The organism is Nocardioides rubriscoriae, from assembly GCF_008087085.1.
GTDB lineage: Bacteria > Actinomycetota > Actinomycetes > Propionibacteriales > Nocardioidaceae > Nocardioides > Nocardioides rubriscoriae.
Genome location: NZ_VIYJ01000005.1, coordinates 399,061 through 422,022, shown reverse-complemented (window position 1 = coordinate 422,022; position 22,962 = coordinate 399,061). Strand labels below are relative to the sequence as shown.

Below are 22,962 nucleotides of genomic sequence, written 5' to 3'. Positions count from 1 at the left end.
GAGCGGCCGGGTCTGAGCCCGGTCGTCGGCATGTCGGAGCACCCGACCCTCGGCGGGGTCGGTCGAGGGCAGGACGCGGGGCTGCTCGCACGAGTACTACCGGAAGTCCGTCCTGCGTCGCTCCTCACGCGGGACGGCCGTGCCCGGCTCGGACCTTTGGTCGCAGTCGTGCGCCCGCCTGGCCTGGGTGACGAGCCCACGTGACGGATCGCTCGTCGTGGCGCGTCGTGCGCGGCCGACGGCGTGATCGTTACCGTGGCGCTCGTGATCCCGCCGCCGGAGGTGCTCGACCTCTTCGCCGTGCCCGAGGCACCGGAGCCCCTGCCCGGTGGGCGGGGCGCGAGCTTCCGAGCCGGGGACCTGGTGCTGTCGCCGGGGCGCGAGGGCGAGGTGGCGCAGTGGCTCTATCCGATGCTCGCGCGGCTGTCGGTGCGGCTCGACGAGGCGCCCGGACGTCGGCGTCGCGACCTGCGGGTCGCGCTGCCGGTGCCCGCGCGCGACGGGTCCTGGGTCGTCGACGGGTGGGGCGCCACGCGGTGGGAGCCGGGGGCGACGACGTGCGAAGACCTCGAGGTGACGCTGGCCGCGGGGCGGCTCCTGCACGCCCAGCTCGACGCCGTCGTCCGGTCCCGCCCGCCGGGGCTCGACCGGCGCGAGGACCGCTGGGCACGGGCCGAGCGGCTCGTCTTCGGCCCGACCGCCGACCTGCTCTGGGCGCTCGACGGGACGGCCAGTGACGTCGTGGCCCTGCTCGAGGACGTCGACCTGGGCCGCGAGCAGCTGGTGCACGCCGACCTCGCCGGCAACGTGCTCATCGACGGCGGCGGCGCGCCGCTGGTCATCGACGTCGCGCCCGCCTGGCGGGCGCCGCGGTGGGCCGAGGCGGTGTGCGTGCTCGACTCCGTGCTGTGGTGGGACGCGGACCGGACGGCGCTCGCCCCCTGGCGCCACGGCGCGGACCGGCAGGCCATGCTGCGCGCGATCCTCTTCCGGGCGCTGGCCGACGGGCCCGGCCACGACGAGCCCTACCTGGGCGTGCTCGACCTGCTCGGGTAGGGCGGCAGGGCCATCAGCGCCACGTCGGGCAGCTCGGGCGCCAGCCACGGGAACCGCCACGACCCCACCTCGACCCAGCCACGACTGCGGTAGAGGGCCAGGGCCGGTGCGTGGACCGGCACCACGTCGAGGACGGGCACGTGGCCGCGCTCGCGGATCCAGGCGACCGCGGTGTCGAGCAGCAGCCCGCCGAGGCCGCGGCCGCGCGCCGCCGCACCGGTGAACAGCACCGAGACCATGTGGTGCCCGTGCGCGCCGGTCGCCCCCTCGAACACCGGGGCCAGTGCTTCGTCGACCGACGCCGCCGTCACGTGGCCGGCCACCTCGCCGTCGACCTCGACGACCCAGGCCTTCAGCTCGCCGGGCCGCACCAGGAAGTCGTGCACCGGGAAGGGCAGCGGCCACCGCACCGGGTAGGACGACTCGGCCTGCTGGGCCGCGAGCAGGTCGCAGAGCACGGGCAGGTCGTCGGGGCGCCGCTCGCGCACGATGGGCTGGTCCAGCGGGTCGCTCACGCGGGGACGGCCTCGACGTAGAACCACCGGCCGGCGCGCTGGGCGAAGACGCTGCGCTCGTGCAGGCGCCCGGGCTCGCCGAGCCGCTCGAACGACGCGGTGAACTCCACCTCGTCGTCGACCGCGTCGTGCACCACCAGGCCGGTCCAGCGCACGTCGGGGTCGGGGGTGACGCTGAGCGGGCGGGTGCGGGGGTGCCAGGTGCGCCAGACGTAGTCGCCGTCGCGCACGGCGTACGCCGCGTAGCGCGAACGCATCAGTTCCTCGGGCGTCGCGGCCTGGGCGGCGCCACGGTGCAGCCGCCCGCAGCAGGCGTCGTACGACGCGGCGGAGCTGCATGGGCAGTCCGCCGCCCCGGTCGTCCCGGTGCTCGCGATCACTGGGTCACCACGCGGTAGACGGTGTGGGTGCCGGGCAGGCCCTTGAGCTCGACCTCGCCCATCTCGACGAGCTCGACCGCAGCGTCGTCGTCGAGGGACGCAGCGACCGCGGCGGTGGTGAGCACCTCGCCGCCGGTGGCCAGCGCGCTGACGCGGGCGGCCATCGCGACGTTGCGGCCGAAGTAGTCGCCGTCCTTGCTGATCGCCTCGCCGGTGTGGATGCCGATCCGCACCCGGATCGGCGCCACCAGGCGCAGCCGCGGGTCGAGGGTGCGGCGCAGGTCCTTCTGGATGCCGACCGCGGCCCGGCAGGCCGCCTCGGGGTCGCGGAAGGCGATCATGAAACCGTCGCCGAAGCTCTTGACCACCTGCCCGCGGTAGCGCTCGACCCGGCCCCGCACCAGCGCGTCGTGCGCGGCCAGCACCCGCACCCAGGCGTCGTCGCCGAGACGCTCGTTGAGCGGCGTGGAGTCCTCGATGTCGGAGAACATCAGGGTCACCCGGCCGTCGACGTCGGCCATGCCGAGGACCTCCTGGCGCTCGGAGACCGCCCAGGTCTGCAGGTCGTCGATCGAGCTGGCCAGCAGGCCCGACAGGCCCTGCTCGCGCACCTTGGTCGCCGTCTGCACCACCCGGCGTACGGCGCGCTCGGCGGCCGACGAGGCCGGCCGGGGCCGCAGGGCCGCGGACAGGTCGGCCTCGAGCTGGTCGATGCGGGCCTGCCGCGCGGACAGCTCGGCCCGCTGGCGACGGAACCGGGCGGCCGTGACGGCCAGCACACCGACGGCCACGGCCAGCGCCACCGTCACGACCAGCAGCGCCCAGACCACGGCCGAACTCTACGCAGGCGGCGAGGGCAGGCGGCTAGGCGTGCACGTCGGCGACGCCGTAGGCCTCCTCGAGCAGCCGGAGCTCCTCGCCGGAGTAGACCGCGATGCGCTGCAGGCTGGGCACGGAGTCGCGGCAGCCGGTGTAGCCGATGTTGAACTCGCCGGCGTAGCTGACCGCGGTGATGTTGAGGGCCTGGCCGTTGAAGAGCAGGCTCACCGGGAAGATCTCCTCCATCGGCGAGCCGTCGAGGTAGCGCACCTCGGAGGGGCCCGGCACGTTGGAGATGACGATGTTGGCCGACGGGCGACCGCGGCCGCCCACGCCGAGCAGGGCCTGGGTCAGGAACGGGCCCATCAGCGCCGCGGTGTAGGCGTCCATGGCGGTCTGGCCGACCTCGGGGAGCCGCTGCTTGCCCAGGCGGGTCGAGGTCTTGACCGCCTCGAAGCGCTTGCGGGGGTCGTGGACGTCGGTGCCGAGCCGGGAGAACAGGAAGGTGACGGCGTTGCCGACCCGGGCTCCCTCGTGGGCGCGCACGGAGACCGGCACGTTGGCGGTCAGCGACTCGCCGGGCAGCGCGTCGTGCTCGAGCAGGTAGCGCCGCAGCGCGCCGCCGCAGACCGCGAGGAAGACGTCGTTGAGGCTGCCGTCGGCGGCCTTGGCCAGCGTGCGCAGGCGCTCGATCGAGTAGTGCTGGGTGGCGAAGCGGCGCGGGGTGTGGATGCGGCCGTTGAAGATCGACTGCGGCGCGCGGAACGGCGCGGCCCGGCCGGTCTCGAGGCGGCCGGTGAGGGTCTCGGCGTACGTGCGGCCCAGCGAGCCGAGGATCGAGGCCCCGCTGCGCACGCCGCCGCCGAGCAGGTCGACGACCCCGCCACCGGGCTCGGCGCGCACGACCTCCGCCTTCTTCTCGCGCGGCGGCAGGCCGGACTGGTCGGGTCCGTGGGTGCCGACCGCCCACGGCGGCAGCATGTCGCGGGCGTCGGGGTCGACCGAGAACATCCGGCGCAGCAGCCGGACCCCGCCGACGCCGTCGACCTGGGAGTGGTGGGCCTTCATGTAGAGCGCCCACCGCTCGACGCCCTCGTCGCGCAGGCCCTCGATGACGTGGACCTCCCACAGCGGGTAGCGGCGGTCCATCTTGGCCGAGTGCAGGCGCGAGACCAGGACGCCGAGCTCGCGCTGGCTGCCCGGCGCGGGCAGGCCCGAGTGGCGCAGGTGGTAGTCGAGGTCGACGGCCTCGTCGGGCACCTCGACCCAGCTGGGCACCGGGAGGCTCTTGAACAGGTAGTTGTAGGGCGGGCGGAACTCGTGCACCGTGCGCCAGCGCCGGACGAGGTCGGCGACGAAGGTCGGCCGGTCCTCGGGGACCCGGAAGGTCGCCAGCATCCCGACCTGCATGGGGGTGCGCGCGGTCTCGGCGAACAGCCAGGACGAGTCGTTGATCTTGAGCAGCTTGCGCGCCATCGGTCGTACCCCCATGCACGTGGGTCGTCGCTCGACCTCACGACAGGCACCTTAGTGCGCGCGGTGTGGCGGACCTCACGGTGACCACCCCCGGCGTTGGACGGCCGAGTAGCGTGAAACGGTGACCTCAGCTCCTACCGCCCAGACCGTCGCCGAGCTGCGCGAGTCGGGCCACGTCCACAAGACCCTGCGCACCGAGATCCGCGACAACCTGCTGGCCAGGCTGGCCGCCGGGGAGGACCCCTGGCCCGGGCTGCACGGCTTCGAGAACACCGTCATCCCCCAGCTGGAGCGGGCGCTGATCGCCGGGCACGACGTCGTCCTGCTCGGCGAGCGCGGCCAGGGCAAGACCCGGCTGCTGCGCACCATGGTCGGCCTGCTCGACGAGTGGACCCCGGTCATCGCCGGCTCCGACCTCGGCGAGCACCCCTTCGAGCCGATCACCCACGAGTCCAAGCGCCGCGCCGCCGAGCTCGGCGACGACCTGCCCGTCGAGTGGCGCCACCGCGACGAGCGCTACGCCGAGAAGCTCGCCACGCCCGACACCTCGGTGGCCGACCTGATCGGCGACGTCGACCCGATGAAGGTCGCCGAGGGCCGCTCGCTCGGCGACCCCGAGACCATCCACTTCGGCCTGATCCCGCGCTCGCACCGCGGGATCGTCGCGATCAACGAGCTGCCCGACCTCGCCGAGCGCATCCAGGTCGCGATGCTCAACGTGATGGAGGAGCGCGACATCCAGATCCGCGGCTACGTGTTGCGCCTGCCCCTCGACGTCCTGGTCGTGGCCAGCGCCAACCCCGAGGACTACACCAACCGCGGTCGCATCATCACCCCGCTCAAGGACCGCTTCGGCGCCGAGATCCGCACGCACTACCCGACCGAGCTCGACGCCGAGGTCGCCGTCATCCGCCAGGAGGCCGACCTGGTCGCCGAGGTGCCCGACTACCTCGTCGAGATCCTGGCCCGCTTCACCCGCCAGCTGCGCGACTCCTCCGCGGTCGACCAGCGCTCCGGGGTCTCAGCGCGCTTCGCGATCGCCGGCGCCGAGACCATCGCCGCCGCGGCGATCCACCGCGCGACCGTGCAGGGCGAGGACGAGGCCGTGGCCCGGGTCGTCGACCTCGAGACCGCCGTCGAGGTGCTCGGCGGCAAGATCGAGTTCGAGACCGGCGAGGAGGGCCGCGAGGACGAGATCCTCACCCACCTGCTGCGCACGGCCGTCGCCGAGACCGTCCGCGCCCACTTCCGCGGCCTCGACTTCGCCCTGCTCGTCGACAAGATCGAGGCCGGCGCCATGGTGACGACCGGCGAGCAGGTCACCGCCCGCGACTTCCTCACCGGACTGCCGGTGCTGGGGGAGTCCGAGCTCTACGACCAGGTCTGCGAGCGCCTGGGCGCCACCAACGACGGCCAGCGCGCCGGCGCCATCGAGCTGGCCCTCGAGGGCCTCTACCTGGCCCGCAAGATCGGCAAGGACACCGACGGCTCGGAGACGGTGTATGGCTGAGTGGTGGGTGGGTCCCACCCGTCCCTGGTTTCACCGGCCGGCCGGTGAAACCCCGACCGGGACGACGAAATTCCATCGGCCCGGTCAGGCATTCACCGGCCGGCCGGTGAATCCTGAGGCACCTGCACGGGGAGTCCACCATGGCTAGGACCCGCGAGAACCGGTTCAAGAAGTACGACGGGGGCGACCCGCTAGCCCCGCCCGTCGACCTCGCCGAGGCGCTCGACGCCATCGGCGAGGACGTCATGGCCGGCTACAGCCCCGAGCGGGCGATGCGCGAGTTCCTGCGTCGTGGGGGCCAGGACCAGGCCGGGCTCGACGAGCTCGCCCGCAAGGTGGCCGAGCGGCGCCGCGAGCTGCTGCAGAAGAACAACCTCGACGGCACGCTGCGCGAGGTCAGGGAGCTGCTCGACAAGGCGGTGCTGGAGGAGCGCAAGCAGCTGGCCCGCGACGCGATGATGGACGACGCCGACCGGGCGTTCCGCGAGATGCAGCTGGAGAACCTCTCACCGACGACCGCCGCCGCGGTCAGCGAGCTGAGCGACTACGACTGGCAGAGCCCCGAGGCGCGCGCGGCGTACGAGGAGATCAAGGACCTGCTGGGGCGCGAGCTGCTCGACCAGCGCTTCAAGGGCATGAAGGACGCCCTGGAGAACGCGACCGACGCCGACCGGGCGGCGATCAACGAGATGCTCCGCGACCTCAACGAGATGCTGGCCAAGCACGCGCGAGGGGAGGACACCCCCGAGGACTTCGCCGACTTCATGGCCAAGCACGGCGACTTCTTCCCCGAGAACCCCCAGACCATCGACGAGCTGCTCGACACGATGGCGCAGCGCGCCGCGGCCGCCCAGCGGATGATGAACTCGATGACGCCCGAGCAGCGCCGGGAGCTGATGGAGCTCAGCGCCCAGGCGTTCGGGTCGCCCGAGCTGATGGACCAGCTCGGCCAGCTCGACGCCAACCTGCAGGCCCTGCGCCCCGGCGAGGACTGGGGCGGCTCCGAGCGGTTCGACGGGGACCAGGGAATGGGGCTCGGTGACGGCACCGGCGTCCTGCAGGACCTCGCCGACCTCGACGACCTCGCCGAGCAGCTCGCCCAGTCCTACAACGGCTCGCGGATGGACGACGTCGACCTCGACAAGCTCGCCCGCCAGCTCGGCGACCAGGCCGCCGTCGACGCCCGGACGCTGCAGGAGCTCGAGAAGGCCCTGCGCGACAGCGGCACCCTCAAGCGCGGCTCCGACGGCCAGCTCAAGCTCACGCCCAAGGCGATGCGCCAGCTGGGCAAGGCGCTGCTCAAGGACGTCGCCCAGCGGATGAGCGGGCGCCAGGGCCAGCGCGACATGAACAAGGCCGGCGCCGCGGGCGAGCGCTCGGGCGCGACCCGCGAATGGCAGTTCGGCGACACCGAGCCGTGGGACCTGCCGCGCACCGTCCTCAACGGTGTGGGACGCCGTGCGACAGACCGGACCGACACCCGGCTGCTGGCCATCGACGACGTCGAGGTGCAGGAGACCGAGGCCCGCACCCAGGCCTGCGTCGCGCTGCTGGTCGACACGTCGTTCTCGATGGCGATGGACGGCCGCTGGGTGCCGATGAAGCGCACCGCCCTGGCGCTGCACACGCTGGTCAGGAGCCGTTTCCGCGGCGACCACCTGCAGCTGATCGGCTTCGGGCGGCACGCCGAGGTGATGGACATCGAGCAGCTCACCGCGCTGGACGCCCGGTGGGACAAGGGCACCAACCTCCACCACGCGCTGCTGCTGGCCAACCGCCACTTCCGCAAGCACCCCAACGCCCAGCCGGTGCTGCTCATCGTGACCGACGGCGAGCCCACCTCCCACCTCGAGGCCAGCGGCGAGGTCTACTTCTCCTACCCGCCGCACCCGGTCACCATCGCCAACGCGGTGCGCGAGCTCGACAACTCACGCCGGATGGGCGCCCAGACCACGTTCTTCCGCCTCGGCGACGACCCCGGCCTGGCCCGCTTCATCGAGCAGATGGCCCAGCGCGTCGACGGCCGGATGGTCAGCCCCGAGCTCGACGACCTGGGCGCCGCGGTCGTGGGCTCCTACCTCGGCTCGCGCGACGCCGGGCGACCCGGCGGCATGCTCGGCGGCACCATGTCGGCCATGCGCTCGGCGTACGGCGACATCTTCGGCGGCCGGGGCTACTGGGCCGACTGACCGTCCGGGTCGTCGGGGCGTAAGCAAGCCCGGTTGCCACGTGCCCCCAGGAGTGCCGAACACCCTCCGGGACCGTCGCAGGTCGCGTAGCCTCGCAGTCAGCCATCGCTCGATGCTGCCCCGGTCCCCGGCAGCCGTGCTCCCCTCACCGTCACGCGGTCCGAACCTCGGCCCGGCGCGCGGCTCGCGGGCCAGCACCTGGTGGACCGACGAGGACCGGGGGCCGACATGCTACGTACGACCACACGCAGCGGAGTGCCGGGAGCCGAGCGCAATGCCGTCGCCGCAGCGCGCCGGGTGGTCGCCTGGGCCTGGCAGGTGCCGCCGGGGCTGCTGGCCGTGTGCGTGGTCCCGCTGCCGCTGACGTCGTCCCAACGCGACGTGCTGCAGCAGGCCGACCTGGCGGCGGGGCTGGCGGTGGTCGCTGCGGCGACCGTCGTGGCGGTCTGCGTGCCGTGGGAGCGCCTCGTCGGCTCGTGGTGGGTCGTCGTCCCGCTCCTGGACCTCGTAGCCGCGGCGCTGGTCCACCTCGGCGGCAGCCGCGGGCTGTCGTCCTCGCTCCGCGTCGTCGACCTCCTGGCGCTCGTGCTGGTGGTGCTGCCGACGATGTGGCTGAGCACGGAGCTCGGGGTCGTCGGGCTCGCGGTGGGCGTGACCGCTGCGCTCGCGATGGCCGTCGTGCCCGTGGTGGCGACGCTGGGCCCGCCCGTCAGCACGTCCGGGTGGATCGACCTCGCCCTGCCAGCGGTGGCGTGCCTGTGCGTCGGGCTCCCGATGCTGCTGGTGACCCGGACCGTCGCCCGGCACGAGCAGGCGGCGGAGGGGTCTGTGTCCCTGCTTGCCCCCGACCAGCGCCGCGTCACGCTCCACGAGGTGCTCGCGGGCTTCGACGCCGCCGTCGCGGTCGTCCTCGACGGGAGGCCGGCGGTGTGCAACGCCCGCGCCGACGACCTGGTGGCGCGAGGCGCGGTCGACCCCACCGACCCCGCTGCCGGACCGCGGGCGCGCGCCGCTGACGGCTCCACCCGGGTCGGGGTCGACGACCAGGTGGTCGCCCGGGCCGCCCGGGGGGAGACCTGGTCCGGCCTCGTGCAATGGATCGGGCCGGACGACGAGCAGGTGGCGGTGCTGTCGTCGTGCCACGAGATGGCCGACGACCACGGTGCGCGCATCGGCGTGGTGCTCGTCGGCTGGGACGTCACCTCGGTCCTCGCGTCGACCCAGGGGCGCGAGCAGCGCCTCACCACCGTGTCGCACGAGCTGCGCGCCCCGGTGACCTCGATCATCGGGTGCTTGGAGGTGCTGCACGACACCCTCCCGGACTCCGCGGTCGACTCGACCTCGGCCCGCCTGCTCGCGATCGTCCACCGCAACGCGGCCGTGCTGCTGGCCCGCGTCGACCACCTGCTCCTGGGCGCCCCGACCAACCAGGTCGTGCTGGACCGGCGGCGCGTGGACCTCTCGCTGCTGACGCGCGACGCGACCGACAAGCACCGCGTCCTGGCCGAGCGCCACCAGGCGCGGCTGCACACGCGGATCGCGACGGACCTCCTGTGCCTCGTCGACGCCACCGCCTACGAGCAGGTGCTCGACAACCTGGTCACCAACGCCCTCAAGTACAGCGGGCCCGGTGGTGACGTCACGGTCGCCCTCGAGCGGGCCGAGCGGGCCGAGCGGGCCGAGCGGCCGACCGCTGGTGACGCGGTGGTCGGGGCGGTCGTGCTGACCGTGACCGACACCGGGATGGGCATGAGCCCGACCGAGTGCCGGCACGCCTTCGACCGCTTCTACCGTTCGCCGCTCGCCGCCCGACAGGACATCCAGGGCCTCGGCATCGGTCTGGCGGTGACCCGGACCCTCGTCGAGCTGCACGGAGGCGTCATCTCGCTGCGCAGCGAGCCCGGGACCGGCACCGAGGTCACGGTCGTGCTCCCGGCCGACGCGCCCGTCGACCACCTGAGGCCGGTGCGACACGTCACCCCTAGGGCGGAGCCCAGGGGGTGAGGCGGGCAGGTAGCGTCGGTCCCGATCTTGTCGTCCCGGACCATGACGATGCCCTTGCTCGGCACCGGCCGGAGGCTTCATGACCGTCACGACCCGACCAACCGTCGGTCCTCACCGCGACCTGCGGCTGCTGACGCGAGTCCGCCGCCACGTGCTGCTCGTCGGGGTGAGCGACGTGGTCGCCGCGGGGCTCACCGCCGTCCTGCAGGCTCGTCACGAGCTCGGGCTGGAGACCTGCGAGACGCAGCGCGAGGCCGGCCGGGCCGACCTGGTCGTCGTCGACGTGGTGACGGCAGCAAGCTCGGGCGGCATCACCTCGTTGGTGAGGGCCCCCGGGCGGGGTGTCGGGGTCCTCGCCCTGTACCCCGAGGCCCGCCCGGATCTCGCGCGGCAGGCCCTGGCACGAGGCGCCGACGGGCTCATCTCGTCCGCATGGGCCGCCGACCGGGTGGTCAGCACCGTCGTCGACGCCCTGGAGGGGCGGTTCCACCGACCGGCCTCCCTCACCCGCGAGGTCGCGGCGGGTCCTCGGGGCTCGCAGGAAGCGCACGGGGTCGACCTGTCACCGCGCGAGCTCGCCGTGCTGTGCCGGATCGCAGCCGGGTTGAGCAACGAGGAGATCGCCACCGAGCTCTTCGTCTCGATCAATACGGTCAAGACCTACATCCGCAGCACCTACCGTCGCATCGACGTCAGGACCCGACCTCAGGCGATGGTGTGGTTCTTCGGTCACGGCCTGGGCGACTGCCTTCCCTCCGCCGCCCGGACGCACGGACCCGAGGGGGTCGACCGCGCGTACCGCTCCTGACCGGGACGCAGGCCGCGGTGCGCGGTGGGACGGGGCTGCGTCAGAGGCCCTCGAGCACCTCGGCGGCCACCTCGACCAGCCGGCGCTGCGTGCTGCGTGCCTGCTTGCGCAGCATCGAGAACGCGACCTCGGTACTGACTCCCTCACGTTGGGCGAGCGCCCCCTTGGCCTGCTCGAGGAGGATCCGGCTGTTGAGGGCACCCTGGAGCTGCTGGGTGAGCACCTCGGCGTGGGAGATGCTGCGTTCCTGCAGGATCGCGATGGTGGCGACGTCCGCGAGGGCCTGGACTAGTCGCGTCTCGTCGGCGGCGAAGCGCGTCTGGCTGTCGCCGAAGAGGTTGAGCGCCCCGATCGTCTGGTCGCGCAGCCGCATGGGGAACGCGTGCACCGAGCGGAACCCGGCCTCGATCGCGCGTGGCGCGAAGTGCGGCCACCGTGACGCCGCTTGCTCGAGCTCGGCGTTGACCACCGGTTCGCCGGTGGTGTAGCAGTCGAGGCACGGACCCTCGGAGTGCTGCAGCTGGAAGAGCTCGAGGGCCTTGCCGGACTGGTTGGACGCCGCCATGAACTGCAGCTGGCCGTGGTGGTCGGCCAGCAGGAGCCCGACCGACGAGGCTCCGCTCATGTCGGCGGCGTGGTCGGTGAGCCGCTGGAGGAAGTCGACCAGGTCGAAGTCGTCGACCAGGGAGTCCGCGAGCTCGACGAAGACGTCGGCCAGCTTGTCGGTGGCGATCATGCGTGGGACCTCGATTCGCGGGAGACCCGCTGGGTGGGTGCGTCGGGTGGTGTCTGGGTGGTAGTCCGGCTGCGTGAGCACGGACGGGGTCTAGTCGACATGGCGGCCCATCTCGATGGTCTCATCGAGGATGGCGATCGCCAGGTCGGAGAGGTCCTGGTCGCTGGCGTAGGCGCGGGCCCGCATCAGCAGCAGCGCGTGGGCCAGGCTGACGCCGAGCTGGACCGCCACCTTGCCCTGCGCCTGGTAGACCTCGCTGCGAAACCGCAGCGCGAGGTCGAGGCCGGGGTCGAGTGCGTGCGACGTGCCGTCGGCGGCGCTCTCGAGCAGCCGCTCGGTGCCGATCTCGGCCAGGATCAGGCAGGTCGTGACCTCGTCGGACGACAACGACCGCGACCGGCCGTCGTACAGGGTCAGTGTGCCGAAGCGGACCGCGCCGAGCTGCAGGGGGAAGGTGTGCACGGCGCCCAGACCGGCACGCAGCCCGGCCGGTGCGAAGGCGGGCCACCGCGCGAAGGCGGCCTCGAGGTCGGGCACCAGCACGGGCCGTCCGGTCGTGAACGCATGTGCGCTCGGCCCCTCTCCCAGGCTGAACTGCAGGTGCTCCAGCTCGTGGGCCCGCTCGTCCGAGGCGCCCGCGACCGCCTGCGAGTACGCCGGCGGTGCAGGGGCGACGGCCGCGCCCGGGCTCGGGGCGGTGGGGGTCATCAGGGTCACCGCCGCGCCGAGCAGGCCGAGCTCGGTGACCGCGAGCCGGCACAGGCAGTCGATCGCGGCACCGGTGTCGCGCACCGCCTCGGACCCCGGGTCGCAGGCGGCACGGGCGTGCTCGCGCAGCCGACGTTCGGTCGCTCCGACCTTCGCTCGGTCCACCCCGTCACGCCCGTCCCCGCGGCTGGCGGGGAGCGCGCGACCCACGGCTCGCGGGGAGCGGACGAGGACGGCGACCGACGAGGGCGCCAGTGAGGGCCGGCATGGTGCGGCCTCCCAGCCCGTGTGGATGTCGTGGCGCCGCCCGAGGGCGCGTCACAGCCGACGGTAGTCGACGGCTGGCTGCGAGGTGCGGGTGCCGGCCGCTCGCTGGAGAACGGCGGCGAGCTCCTCGACCCCGTCCACGAGACGGGGGCCGGGTCGCGCCCACATGCCGTCGGCGTCGACGGCGTGCACGAGCACGCCGTCGGGCAGCGCTCCGGAGGCGACCAGGGCGTCGGCCTGGGCCTGCGCGCCGGCGCGGTCGTAGCCGCACGGCGCGACCACCACGACGTCGGGCCGGGCGTCGTGCACGGCGTCCCACAGCACGCGGGTCGACTTCGCGCCGGCCGTGCCGAGCACGCACTCGCCGCCGGCGATCTCGACCATCTCGGGGATCCAGTGCCCCGGGGCGTACGGCGGGTCGGTCCACTCGAGCACGACGACCCGGGGTCGCGGGCCCGATCCGACCCCACGGCGTACGGCGTCGAGGCGGCCGCGCAACGACGCGACCAGTGACGACGCCTCGTCGGCGCGGCCGACCGCGGCGCCGAGGGTGAGCACCGAGGCCAGCACCTCCTCGACGGTGTGCGGGTCGAAGGTCAAGACCTCGGCGGTGCAGCCCAGGTGGGCCAGCGCGTCGTCGACCACCGTGACGTCGATGGCGCAGACCGCGCAGAGGTCCTGCGTGACGACGAGGTCGGCGTCGAGCCCGGCGAGCGCGCCGGCGTCGAGGCGGTAGAGGTCCTCGCCGCGCCTCGCGGCCCCGGTGACGAACGCGTCGATCTCGGCGGGCGTGAGGCCCGACGGCATCGAGGTCGTCGACACGATCGTGCGGGTGCGTGCCTCGGCCGGGGTGTCGCACTCGAAGGTGACGCCCACGACGTCGTCGCCGGCGCCGATCGCGAAGAGGATCTCGGTCGTCGACGGGAGCAGGGAGACCACGCGCACCCCAGCACCCTACGGCGCCCCCAGGGCGTCCTCGACCCGGGCGACGTACCAGGAGGCCCACTGCTCCGAGGACCATCGCCGCTCGACGGTGAGCTTGGTGAAGACCTCGAGGCTGCCCTGGACCCACAGCGAGTCGAGGGTCGTGTCGTCGCACGGCCGTCCGTAGACCGTGACGAGCCACTCGGCCAGCGTGCTGCGGCGTCGCTCCTCGTGCTCCTCGCACCAGCCCGCCACCTCGCGGTCGCCGGCTGCGGCCTCGTTCATCGCGGCCCACACCGTCCTCAGCGGGCCTGCGTAGAGGCCGGCGAGCAGGGCGACCCCACCGCGCAACCGCTCGGCCGGCGGCGCGTCGAGCAGCCGGACGAAGCCCTCCCGCTCCAGCAGGGGGACCGGCTCCGCGTCGCCGACGATGGCGACGTCCATGGCCGCTCGCAGCAGCGACTTCTTCGACCCCCACCCCTTGTAGACGGTCTCGACGGAGACCCCGGCCTGCGAGGCGACCGCCTGCAGCGTGGTCTTGGCCCAGCCGTCCGCGGCGAAGAGTCGCATCGCGGCGAGCAGCACGTCGGAGCGTGTCTGGGCGGCCTGACGGGCGCGGAGGGACGAGCTGTAGCGGCGGGTCGGGGTGCTCACCGTTGCATCGTACATGTACAAGTGATTTAATACAGTGACGTTCAAACCAATGTGCTCCACTCTCGCCCGACCTCGAGGAAGTCCCGTCATGGAGATCGATCAGCCCGTCCTTCGCCCCCACCCCAGCACCGGCGTCGACGTGCGCGACATGGTCATGGCCCACCGCGCCTTCCGCCGGGAGTTCCGCCTGGCGCCCGCCGCGGTGCGGCGGGTGGCGCCGGGCGACCGCCGACAGACCCGCCGCGTCGCCGCCCACCTGCGCGGCCTGGTCCGCGCGCTGCACCACCACCACGACGGCGAGGACCGGCTGCTCTGGCCGCGCCTGCACGCCCGCGTGCCCGCCGAGGTCGGTCGGACGGTCGCCCTCGTCGAGGCACAGCACGAGACGATCGCCGCGCTCCTCGGTGCGGCCGAGGCCCAGCTCGCGGGCTGGGTCGACGGTGCAGGGGCGGAGGGCGGCGAGCGCCTCGCCCGCACGCTCGGCGAGCTGTCCGAGGCCCTCGACGAGCACCTCGCGGCCGAGGAGGAGCACGTCCTGCCGCTGGCGGCGGCCCACCTCACCGTGGCCGAGTGGCAGGAGCTCGAGCGCGACGGACTCGCGGCGATCCCGCGGTCGGAGGGGCCGGTGCTCGTCGGCATGCTGATGTACGAGGGCGACGCCGAGGTCCTGGGCGACATGGTCGGCCGGATGCCGGCGGTGCCACGTCTGGTCCTCCCGCGCGTGGCGCCCCGGGCCTACGCCCGCCGGGCCCGGCGGATCCACGGCACGGCCACTCCGTGAGCACCCGAGGGACCCGCGACGTCGAGGCGGTGGCGCGGCGGCTCTACGACGAGGTGTGGAACGGCCGTGACTACGCCGTGGCCGACCAGCTGTTCCGCTCCGACTTCCGTACGCCGGCCGCGCCCGCACTGACGGGCGGGGCGGCCAAGGCCGCCGTGATCCGCGGCTACCACGTCGCCCTGCCCGACCTGCACGTCGAGGTCGACGAGCTCGTCGCGACCGGCGACCGGGTCGCTGCGCGGCTCACCCTGACCGGCACCGATACCGGCGGTCTGCGCGGTCGCCCCGCCACCGGACGCCGCATCAGCACCTGGGTGACGGAGTTCCTCACCTTCGGCGACGACGCCCGGATCGTCGAGGACTGGGTCGGCACCGACTGGCTCGGCACGCTCGTGCAGCTCGGTGTCCTGCCCGACCCGTGGGAGGGGTGAGGCCGACCTGGGGCCGACACTAGGGTGACCCGGTGCCGGATCCGTCGCTGAGCGTCCTGGCTCTCCTGGCGCTCGCGGCCCTCACGGCCGGCTACGTCGACGCGGTCGTCGGCGGCGGTGGGCTGGTCCAGCTGCCGGCGCTGCTCCTGGGCCTGCCGGGCGCCAGCCCGGTCCAGGTACTGGCGACCAACAAGCTCGCGTCCATCTGCGGCACCACCGTCAGCTCGGCCACGTACTACCGCCGGGTGCGGCCCGACCCGCGGACGTTCCTGCCGCTGATGCTGCTGGCGTTCACCGGGTCGGTGGCCGGTGCCCTGGTGGCCAGCACCATCCCGCGCAGTGCCTTCGACCCGATCGTGCTGGTGGCGCTGGTCGTGGTCGGCGCCTACGTGCTCCTCAAGCCCGACCTGGGCGGCGAGACCGCGCTGCGCTTCACCGGCGGCCGGCACACCTCGGTCGCGATGCTCACCGGCCTGGTCATCGGCTTCTACGACGGTGCGCTCGGGCCGGGCACCGGCAGCTTCCTGGTCTTCGCACTGGTGGGCCTCATGGGCTACGGCTTCCTCGAGGCCAGCGCCAAGGCCCGGCTGGCCAACTGGGCCACCAACCTCGCGGCCCTGTGCGTGTTCGTCCCGCAGGGAGCAGTGGTCTGGCAGGTCGGGCTGGTGATGGGCGTCGCCAACGTGGTCGGCGGCTACCTCGGGGTGCGGACGGCGGTGGCCCGGGGGGCGGGGTTCGTGCGGGGCTTCTTCATCGTCGTCGTCAGTGCCTTCGTCGTTCGGATCGGCGGCGACGTCCTCGGCGCGTGGTGAGCGCGCAGGTGGCTACGGTGGGCCCATGAGCATCCCTGTCGCCGTGGACCGGCTCGGCGAGACCCTGGCCGACTTCGACGCCGGCTTCCTGCTGACCACCTCCGGCACCGACGGTCGGGTCAAGGCCGTCAGCGTGGCGCCGATCCTCGACGGAGCGGTCCTGCGCGCCGCCGCGCCGGGCCGCGGGAGCCTGGCCAACGTGGCCGCCAACCCGGTCGTCACCCTGCTCTACCCGCCGCGCACCGCGCCCGACTTCAGCCTCCTGGTCGACGGCACCGCCGTCGTCGAGGGTGACGACGTGGTGATCACCCCGACCGGCGCGGTGCTGCACAAGCAGGCCTTGCCGTGAGCGCCACCGCGCCCTTCTGGCTCAGCGCCTTCCTCGACTTCACCGACCACGACTTCGAGCGTGGCGTGGTGTTCTGGGCCGAGGTCACCGGGAGCCGGGTCTCCGCGCCCCGCGGCGAGGACCTCGAGTTCGCCACGCTCGTCCCGCGCCACGGCGACGCCGTGCTGCGGGTGCAGCGCCTGGTCGAGGGCCACTCGGGCCTCCACCTCGACCTCCACGTCACCGACCCGCGGGCCGCGGCGGCGCGCGCCGTCGATCTCGGGGCCGTCGAGGTCGCCGACCACGGCTACGTCGTGATGCGCTCCCCGGCGGGCCTGACCTTCTGCTTCGTCACTCACCACGTCTCCCGCCCGCCGACCCCGGTGGCCTGGCCCGGCGGGCGGTCGGCGGTCGACCAGGTCTGCCTCGACGTCGGCCCGGCGTCGTACGACGCGGAGTGCGCGTTCTGGCAGGAGCTCACCGGCTTCGCCCCGACGCCGACCGTGCCGCCCGACGGAGAGTTCCGCCGGCTCGACGGGCCCGGCCCGCTGCGGATCCTGCTGCAACGGCTCGACGACGACCGCGAGCCCGGCTTCCACCTCGACCTGTCGGCCGACGACCGGGCCGCCGAGGTCACCCGCCACCAGCGCCTCGGCGCCACCGTCACGGCCGAGCACCCGCAGTGGACGGTGCTGACCGACCCGACCGGGACGACGTACTGCGTCACCGACCGCAGCCCGGTACCCACGGTCGGCTGACCGGCACCTCGGGCGGAGGCAGCGGTCGCCGGCGCTGCCTAGCGTGGCGGGCATGACCCAGACCCTCGCCCCGGCCCGCCACGACGCCGCGGTCGTGCTCTCCCGGGCGGCCGCGCTCGGGGTCGCCCTCGGGGTCGCCGACCTCGTGCTGATCCGCCTGCTGCCCTACCCGCTGGCCGACCTCGCCAACTCGTCGGCGGTGTGGGCGCTGGCCGCCTTCGTGCTCGGTCGCTCGCTGCGGGTCCCGCCGGGGCTCGCCGCGGCGGCCGGTGCGGTGCTGCTCGTGGTGGGCGTCGCGTCCTACTACCTCGCCGCCGCCGTCGTCGACCTCGCGTCCCTGGCCTCGTTCGTCACTCCCACCACGCTCTCCTGGTACGCCATGGCGGTGGTGGCGGGCGCCGGGTTCGGGGCCGCCGGGGCCGTCTCGACCGGGCCCGTCTCGGCCGGGCCCGCGGGCTGGGCGCCCTCGGGTGCCGTCGCCCTGGTCGTGGGGGTGCTGCTCGCCGAGGCGTGGTTGCGCCGCGCCCTGCCCGACACCGCGCTGCTGACCGTCGCGGTCGCGCTCGCGGTGCTGGCGGCGACCTCGCGCGGCCCGGCCTCGGCCGTGCGGGCAGCCGCGCTCTGCGTCCCGCTGGGCGTGCTGTGCGTCGCCGGCTTCGCGCTCGCGGGCTTCTGACGGCAAGACCGGGCGACGACCGTCGGTGGGGCGCACTAGCGTCGCGACGGTGACCTCGACCCCCGCGCAGCCCGTCCACCGCGACAACCCGCCCTACGCCTCCGACGAGGTGACGACGCTGCGGGCCTACCTCGACTACCACCGCGACACGCTGCGCTGGAAGACCAGCGGGCTGACCCAGCAGCAGATGGCGCAGACCCTCCCGTCGTCGACGCTCCACCTCGCCGGGCTGCTCAAGCACCTCGCGCTCGTCGAGGACTGGTGGTTCGGGGTCAACCTGGCCGGGGTGCCCGCCGTGGCGCCCTTCGACGAGGTCGACGGCGAGGTCGACCCCGAGTGGGAGTTCCGCACCGCCGCCGACGACACCCCCGAGCAGCTGCACGCCCTCTACGACTCGGTCGTCGCGACCTGCGACGCTCACCTCGACGCCGCCGCGGCCGCCGGCGGCGCCGACACGCTCGCCGTACGCCGGCACCCCCGCACCGGCGAGGGGGTCAGCCTGCGGTGGGTGCTGCTCCACATGATCGAGGAGTACGCCCGCCACAACGGCCACGCCGACCTCATCCGTGAGGCGGTCGACGGGCAGGTCGGCGAGTGAGCGAGGCAGTGGTCCGGCCGATGACCGTGGCCGACTGGCCGGCGGTCTTCGCGTTCTGGCACGAGATCGTCGAGGCGGGGGAGACCTACGCGTTCCCCCTCGGGCTCACCAGCGACGAGGCCCTGGGCTGGTGGGCCGAGAGCCCGCCCGGGGCGACCGTCGTGCTGGAGGAGGACGGCGAGGTGCTGGGCAGCGCCAAGATGGGGCCCAACCGGCCCGGACGCGGCAGCCACGTCGGCACCGCGTCCTTCATGGTCGCGCCGGCGGCGCGCGGTCGTGGCGTCGGACGCCGGCTCGGCGAGCACGTGGTGGCCTGGCACCGCGACCAGGGCTACGCGGCGATCCAGTTCAACGCCGTGGTCGAGACCAACGCGGCCGCCGTGCGCCTGTGGCAGAGCCTGGGGTTCACGATCATCGGGACCGTCCCCGAGGCCTTCGACTCACGCACCCACGGGCGGGTGGGCCTGCACGTCATGCACCTGCCGCTGACGTGACCGTGGTGACCGGTCAGCCGGCCTCGGGCTCCTCGGCGAACCCCGGGAGGTACTCCTCGAGGATCGCCCTGAACGGTGCCTCGGCCTCGAGCTGGCTCATCACGCCGATGCACCCGGTGAAGGTGCGGTGGATGAGCAGGTACGACGGCGGCAGGTTGAGCTTGATCGCGACCGTGTAGGCGGGCTCGCGCGGACTGTTGACCCGCTCGAACTGCTCGCGCATCCACGCGCGCGTGAAGCGGAACCGCTCGACCCGGGTCGGCTCGACCAGGGGGGCGAGGTAGTCCATCAGGGGCTCGGTGTCGAGCTTGATCTTGTCCTTGACGAAGCCCTCGCGGCGCAGGCCCGCAAGCAGCTGCTCGCCGTCCTGGAGCGCGCAGAGCCGGATCAGGGTCCCCATGGCCGGGGGCATCCCGCCCTCGGGCAGGCGCGCCACGGCGCCGTAGTCGAGCACGCCGAGGCGGCCCAGACCCCCATCGGGGCTGGGGATGATGCGGAAGTTGCCGGGGTGCGGGTCCGCGTGGAGCATGCCGGTGCGCGCCGGGCTGGACACGATGAACCGCGACAGCAGCTCGCCGTAGTGGTCGCGCTGCTCGACGGTGCCGTCGCGGATGATCGCGGCCAGCGACGACTCCGAGTCCATCCACTCGGTCACGATCACCGTCGGGCCGACCGCGACGACCTCGGGGACCACGATGTCGGGGTCGCCGGCGTACGCCGCCGCGAAGACGCGCTGGGCCTCGGCCTCGAGGGCGTAGTCGAGCTCCTCGACGGCGCGCTCCTGCATCTCGGCGATCAGCGGCTTGATGTCGATGCCCGGGAAGACCGGGGCCACGGTGCGGGCCAGCCGGGCGAGCTGGCGCAGGTCGGAGCGCAGCGCCTCGCCGGCGCCGGGGTACTGGACCTTGACCGCCACGTCGCGCTCGCGGCCCGACTCGTCGCGCCACCGCCCCCGGTGGACCTGGCCGATGGACGCCGCCGCGGTCGGGCCGCCGTCGAGCCAGACCAGGCGGTCCTTCCAGTCGGGGCCCAGGTCGCGCGCGAGGATCTCGCGCACGGTCTGGGTCGCCATCGGGGGAGCGGAGTCCTGCAGCTTGGTGAGCTGGTCGCGGTAGGGACCGGCGATCTCCTCGGGCAGGGCGGCCTCGAAGACCGACATCGCCTGGCCGAACTTCATCGCGCCGCCCTTGAGCTCGCCCAGGGTGCGGAAGAGCTGCTCGGCGGTGCGCTGCTGGATCTCGGTCAGCACGACGTCGGCGGGGGCGCCCCCGATGCGACGACCCAGGCCGACGGTCTTGCGGCCCGCGTAGCCCAACGGCAGGGCGGCCAGTCGGGCCGTGCGCGTCGCGGCCTTGCGAGGAAGGTCAACCATGCACCCAGTGTCTCAGGGCGCCGGTCGGCCGGGGCTCACCCCGCCGTCGCCGGCCGCTGCGACCCGAACCGGCGCACCTCGTGCGGCCAGCCGCAGGCCTCCGCGATCTTGGCGGCCCACTGCTTCGCGGTCTCGTCGTCGGGCACGTCGACGATGGCGAAGCCGCTGAGGAACTCCTTGGACTCCGCGTAGGGCCCGTCGACGATCGCGGTGGTGCCGCAGGTGGAGTCGGCGTGGTGGACCGGGGTGTTCTCCTCGAGGCCGCCGGCCAAGACGTAGACGCCGGCCTGCTTCATCTCCTCGGTGACCGCCATCGCGCGCGGCCCGCGCCCGCGGAACCACTCCTTGCTGTGGTCGCCCACCCACCGCTGGTTGAAGTAGAGCAAGTACTCCGCCAAGTCGGCTCCTCGTGTCGGCGCGGACCTCGGTGGCCCGTCGTCCCACACCACCACGAACGGGGCCGCCCGGATACGACAGCCCGGACGAATGGCCGGGCGGGATACGGTCACGCGGCCGACGTCGGTGCCAGGGCGAGGACCTCCTCGAACCCGGCGACCAGGCAGGCGTGGAACTCGTCGACGTCGGGGATCGCGCCGACGTCGACGTCGATTCCCAGCGCGCAGGTGTCGACGTAGGTCATGAGGGTGACGTTGACCCCGGCGCCGATGGTGGGGCCGACGGGGTACTGCATGGTCACCCTCGCGTCGCCCAGCCGGACCGGCACCGGGAGCCCGGGCACGTCGCTGGCGAGGAAGTCGACGTGGCGCAGCACGCTCGCGAGGTACCACCGCGGCAGCAGGTTGAGCCCGGCCGCGATCGCCTGGGTGTAGGGCAGCGACGGCTCGGCGCGCACGGCGGCGACCCGCTCGTGGATCTCGCCGACCAGGTCGGCGGGGTCGGTGAGGCCGACCGGCAGGTCGAAGCGCATCAGGGTCAGCCGGTTGCCGCCGATCGGGTCGTGCTCGCTGCGGGTGCTCAGCGGCATGGTGACGTGCAGGTCCTCGATCGGGACGCCGTGGCGGTCGTGGTAGCGCCGCAGCCCGGCGGCGACCCCGGCCAGGAAGGCGTCGTTGAGCGTCCCGCCGCCCTGACGGCCGGCCGCCTTGAGCGCCGCCAGCGGCACCTGGTGAGTGCCGAGGCGTCGGATCAACCGGCGCTCGGTCATGATCGGCGACCCGCAGTGGTTGATCGGGCGCACCATCCGGTAGACCGACGCCGTCATCCCTGCCGTCGCCCGCGTGCTCGCCACGGGCCGGCGTACGGCGTGGAGCAGGGCGGCGGGGGCCGTGCGGAGACCGAGGTGGGCGGCCCGGCCGACCAGGGACAGGTCGTAGCGCAGCGGGTCGGTCCACGGGTCGAGCCGCGACGGCGGGGCAGGGGTCTCGGGCCGGCCGCCGGTGGCCCCCGGTCCGAGGGGCAGGTCGAAGAGGATCCGCGACAGCTGGACCGCGCCGATGCCGTCGCTCAACGAGTGGTGCAGCTTGCAGACCAGGGCTGCGGCGCCGTCGGTGAGCCCGTCGACCACGGTGACCTCCCACAGCGGTCGCGCCCGGTCGAACTCGGCCATCTGCGCCCGGCGGGCCATCTCGAGCACGGTGTCGAGCGTGCCCGGGGCGGGGGCGGTGACCCGCCGCGCGTGCCAGTCGAGGTCGAGGTCGGGGTCGAGCTCCCAGCGCGGCGGCGCCGGCGGGAGCGTCTCCACGACCCGCTCTCGGAACATCGGGACCTCGTCGCAGATGCGCCGGAACCGGGCGAGCAGCAGGTCGTGGTCGGGCGACCGGTCGAGCATCACGACGCTCACCACCGTCGAGCGCAGCGCGGCGTCGGCCTCCATCTGCCAGGCGAAGGCATCGGAGTTGAGCATGAACTTCGCCATCACGGGACCTCCTGCCGCCGACACGCTACGGCGGCGCCCGCCGGGCGCGGAGAGGCGAGGGTCCCGCGGCGGCGACGGGGTCAGGCGTCGGCCGGGAACCTCACGCCGGTGTTGGCGTGGCAGCGGTAGCCGTTCGGGTTCTTGGCGAGGTACTGCTGGTGCGACTCCTCGGCGTAGTAGTAGGGCACCTCGGCGGCGGGCCGGATCTCGGTGGTGATGTCGCCCAGGCCACGCCGGGCGAGCTCGTCGCCGTAGATCTTGGTCAGGTCGCGGGCGACCTGCTCCTGCTCGGGGCTGGTGACGTAGATCGCCGAGCGGTACTGGGTTCCGACGTCGTTGCCCTGGCGCATGCCCTGCGTGGGGTCGTGGACCTCGAAGAACGTCTTGACCAGGTCGGCGTAGGAGACCACCGCGGGGTCGAAGACGACGCGCACGGCCTCGGTGTGGCCGGTGCGGCCGCTGCAGACCTCCTCGTACGACGGGTGGGCGGTGAACCCGCCGGCGTAGCCGACCGAGGTCGACCACACGCCCGGCTTCTGCCAGTAGATCTCCTCGGCACCCCAGAAGCAGCCGAGGCCGAAGATCGCGACCTCGTGGCCCTCGGGCACCTCGTCGGTGACGACGGGGGTGCCGAGGACGCGGTGCTTGTCGGAGCGCTGGAACGGGTCGGAGTCACGGCCCGGCAGGGCGGCCTCGGGGGTGATCATCTCGGACTTGCGGCTGAAGAACACGGTCGCCTCCTGGCGGGCTCGGGGTGCGGGCACCCGGTACAACCCCGACGGTAGGCGCT

General features: G+C 73.6%; 25 protein-coding genes. 13 read left to right on the top strand and 12 right to left on the bottom strand.

All coding sequences use genetic code 11. The features are described from left to right. The first annotated feature begins 264 nt into the window (after positions 1 to 264). Positions 265 to 1,056, top strand: a complete 792-nt coding sequence (locus tag FZC61_RS11570) for an aminoglycoside phosphotransferase/kinase family protein (protein ID WP_148614312.1) — start codon at positions 265 to 267, stop codon at positions 1,054 to 1,056. Here the strand turns inward: FZC61_RS11570 and FZC61_RS11565 are convergent. Genes FZC61_RS11565 through FZC61_RS11550 form a run of 4 tightly spaced genes read right to left on the bottom strand, consistent with a single transcriptional unit; the run spans position 1,026 to position 4,246 of the window. After that, positions 1,026 to 1,571 carry a GNAT family N-acetyltransferase gene (locus tag FZC61_RS11565; protein WP_211357211.1) on the bottom strand — a complete coding sequence of 182 codons (546 nt, stop codon included), beginning with the start codon at positions 1,569 to 1,571 and terminating at the stop codon, positions 1,026 to 1,028. The two genes, FZC61_RS11570 and FZC61_RS11565, sit on opposite strands and share 31 nt — an antisense overlap. Then, positions 1,568 to 1,951: a YchJ family protein gene (locus tag FZC61_RS11560; RefSeq protein WP_281289812.1), complete on the bottom strand. Its 384-nt coding sequence runs from the start codon at positions 1,949 to 1,951 to the stop codon at positions 1,568 to 1,570. Before FZC61_RS11560 ends, FZC61_RS11565 begins: the two co-directional genes overlap by 4 nt. Further along, positions 1,948 to 2,781: an adenylate/guanylate cyclase domain-containing protein gene (locus FZC61_RS11555; protein ID WP_148614311.1), complete on the bottom strand. Its 834-nt coding sequence runs from the start codon at positions 2,779 to 2,781 to the stop codon at positions 1,948 to 1,950. Before FZC61_RS11555 ends, FZC61_RS11560 begins: the two co-directional genes overlap by 4 nt. A 34-nt stretch (positions 2,782 to 2,815) precedes the next feature. Further along, positions 2,816 to 4,246, bottom strand: a complete 1,431-nt coding sequence (locus FZC61_RS11550) for a WS/DGAT/MGAT family O-acyltransferase (RefSeq protein ID WP_211357210.1) — start codon at positions 4,244 to 4,246, stop codon at positions 2,816 to 2,818. A 121-nt stretch (positions 4,247 to 4,367) separates the two neighbouring features. Between FZC61_RS11550 and FZC61_RS11545 the strand changes: the two genes are divergently transcribed. The 4 genes from FZC61_RS11545 (at position 4,368) to FZC61_RS11530 (ending at position 10,757) form a co-directional block, all read left to right on the top strand. Continuing rightward, positions 4,368 to 5,756: a magnesium chelatase ATPase subunit I gene (locus tag FZC61_RS11545; protein WP_148614309.1), complete on the top strand. Its 1,389-nt coding sequence runs from the start codon at positions 4,368 to 4,370 to the stop codon at positions 5,754 to 5,756. Positions 5,757 to 5,896: 140 nt separating this feature from the next. Continuing rightward, positions 5,897 to 7,945: a vWA domain-containing protein gene (locus tag FZC61_RS11540; protein WP_148614308.1), complete on the top strand. Its 2,049-nt coding sequence runs from the start codon at positions 5,897 to 5,899 to the stop codon at positions 7,943 to 7,945. 255 nt (positions 7,946 to 8,200) lie between these two features. Next, positions 8,201 to 9,949, top strand: a complete 1,749-nt coding sequence (locus FZC61_RS11535; RefSeq protein WP_170286079.1) for a sensor histidine kinase — start codon at positions 8,201 to 8,203, stop codon at positions 9,947 to 9,949. A gap of 79 nt (positions 9,950 to 10,028) precedes the next feature. After that, entirely contained in the window at positions 10,029 to 10,757 is a 729-nt protein-coding gene (locus tag FZC61_RS11530) for a response regulator transcription factor (protein ID WP_148614306.1), read from the top strand. Between the two features lie 40 nt (positions 10,758 to 10,797). On the opposite strand, the gene FZC61_RS11525 is transcribed toward FZC61_RS11530, so the two are convergent. The 4 genes from FZC61_RS11525 to FZC61_RS11510 all read right to left on the bottom strand — a co-directional run bounded on the left by FZC61_RS11525 (position 10,798) and on the right by FZC61_RS11510 (position 14,046). Further along, on the bottom strand, positions 10,798 to 11,493 hold the full coding sequence (locus FZC61_RS11525; RefSeq protein ID WP_148614305.1) for a GAF and ANTAR domain-containing protein: 696 nt from the start codon (positions 11,491 to 11,493) through the stop codon (positions 10,798 to 10,800). A gap of 90 nt (positions 11,494 to 11,583) precedes the next feature. Continuing rightward, complete coding sequence (locus tag FZC61_RS11520) at positions 11,584 to 12,366, bottom strand: GAF domain-containing protein (protein ID WP_148614304.1); 783 nt, start codon at positions 12,364 to 12,366, stop codon at positions 11,584 to 11,586. 153 nt (positions 12,367 to 12,519) lie between these two features. Beyond that, positions 12,520 to 13,413, bottom strand: coding sequence for a cobalamin-binding protein (locus FZC61_RS11515; protein ID WP_148614303.1), 894 nt, complete (start codon positions 13,411 to 13,413; stop codon positions 12,520 to 12,522). 9 nt (positions 13,414 to 13,422) lie between these two features. After that, positions 13,423 to 14,046, bottom strand: a complete 624-nt coding sequence (locus tag FZC61_RS11510) for a TetR/AcrR family transcriptional regulator (RefSeq protein WP_170286078.1) — start codon at positions 14,044 to 14,046, stop codon at positions 13,423 to 13,425. Positions 14,047 to 14,134: 88 nt separating this feature from the next. Between FZC61_RS11510 and FZC61_RS11505 the strand changes: the two genes are divergently transcribed. Genes FZC61_RS11505 through FZC61_RS11470 form a run of 8 tightly spaced genes read left to right on the top strand, consistent with a single transcriptional unit; the run spans position 14,135 to position 18,924 of the window. Then, on the top strand, positions 14,135 to 14,827 hold the full coding sequence (locus tag FZC61_RS11505) for a hemerythrin domain-containing protein (RefSeq protein WP_170286077.1): 693 nt from the start codon (positions 14,135 to 14,137) through the stop codon (positions 14,825 to 14,827). Beyond that, positions 14,824 to 15,258: an ester cyclase gene (locus FZC61_RS11500; RefSeq protein WP_148614300.1), complete on the top strand. Its 435-nt coding sequence runs from the start codon at positions 14,824 to 14,826 to the stop codon at positions 15,256 to 15,258. Before FZC61_RS11505 ends, FZC61_RS11500 begins: the two co-directional genes overlap by 4 nt. Before the next feature lie 32 nt (positions 15,259 to 15,290). Further along, positions 15,291 to 16,070, top strand: a complete 780-nt coding sequence (locus FZC61_RS11495) for a TSUP family transporter (protein WP_148614299.1) — start codon at positions 15,291 to 15,293, stop codon at positions 16,068 to 16,070. A 25-nt stretch (positions 16,071 to 16,095) separates the two neighbouring features. Further along, the gene (locus tag FZC61_RS11490) at positions 16,096 to 16,419 is read left to right on the top strand and encodes a pyridoxamine 5'-phosphate oxidase family protein (protein ID WP_148614298.1); all 324 of its coding nucleotides are present in this window, start codon (positions 16,096 to 16,098) and stop codon (positions 16,417 to 16,419) included. Then, entirely contained in the window at positions 16,416 to 17,156 is a 741-nt protein-coding gene (locus tag FZC61_RS11485) for a VOC family protein (protein WP_148614297.1), read from the top strand. The genes FZC61_RS11490 and FZC61_RS11485 overlap by 4 nt, the downstream gene beginning before the upstream one ends. A 52-nt stretch (positions 17,157 to 17,208) precedes the next feature. Beyond that, entirely contained in the window at positions 17,209 to 17,832 is a 624-nt protein-coding gene (locus tag FZC61_RS11480; RefSeq protein ID WP_148614296.1) for a DUF6518 family protein, read from the top strand. Positions 17,833 to 17,881: 49 nt separating this feature from the next. Continuing rightward, complete coding sequence (locus FZC61_RS11475; RefSeq protein WP_148614295.1) at positions 17,882 to 18,430, top strand: DinB family protein; 549 nt, start codon at positions 17,882 to 17,884, stop codon at positions 18,428 to 18,430. Then, positions 18,427 to 18,924 (top strand): GNAT family N-acetyltransferase, encoded by a 498-nt coding sequence (locus FZC61_RS11470; RefSeq protein WP_246142639.1) that lies wholly within the window; start codon positions 18,427 to 18,429, stop codon positions 18,922 to 18,924. Before FZC61_RS11475 ends, FZC61_RS11470 begins: the two co-directional genes overlap by 4 nt. A gap of 13 nt (positions 18,925 to 18,937) precedes the next feature. Here the strand turns inward: FZC61_RS11470 and FZC61_RS11465 are convergent, their stop codons facing one another. From FZC61_RS11465 to msrA, 4 genes are all read right to left on the bottom strand, one after another. After that, on the bottom strand, positions 18,938 to 20,296 hold the full coding sequence (locus tag FZC61_RS11465; protein WP_148614294.1) for an ABC1 kinase family protein: 1,359 nt from the start codon (positions 20,294 to 20,296) through the stop codon (positions 18,938 to 18,940). A 35-nt stretch (positions 20,297 to 20,331) separates the two neighbouring features. After that, positions 20,332 to 20,694, bottom strand: a complete 363-nt coding sequence (locus FZC61_RS11460) for a YciI family protein (RefSeq protein ID WP_148614293.1) — start codon at positions 20,692 to 20,694, stop codon at positions 20,332 to 20,334. A gap of 107 nt (positions 20,695 to 20,801) precedes the next feature. Next, positions 20,802 to 22,172, bottom strand: coding sequence for a wax ester/triacylglycerol synthase domain-containing protein (locus FZC61_RS11455; protein ID WP_148614292.1), 1,371 nt, complete (start codon positions 22,170 to 22,172; stop codon positions 20,802 to 20,804). Positions 22,173 to 22,252: 80 nt separating this feature from the next. Beyond that, positions 22,253 to 22,879 carry a peptide-methionine (S)-S-oxide reductase MsrA gene (gene msrA, locus FZC61_RS11450; RefSeq protein WP_246142657.1) on the bottom strand — a complete coding sequence of 209 codons (627 nt, stop codon included), beginning with the start codon at positions 22,877 to 22,879 and terminating at the stop codon, positions 22,253 to 22,255. Between the last annotated feature and the right edge of the window lie 83 nt (positions 22,880 to 22,962).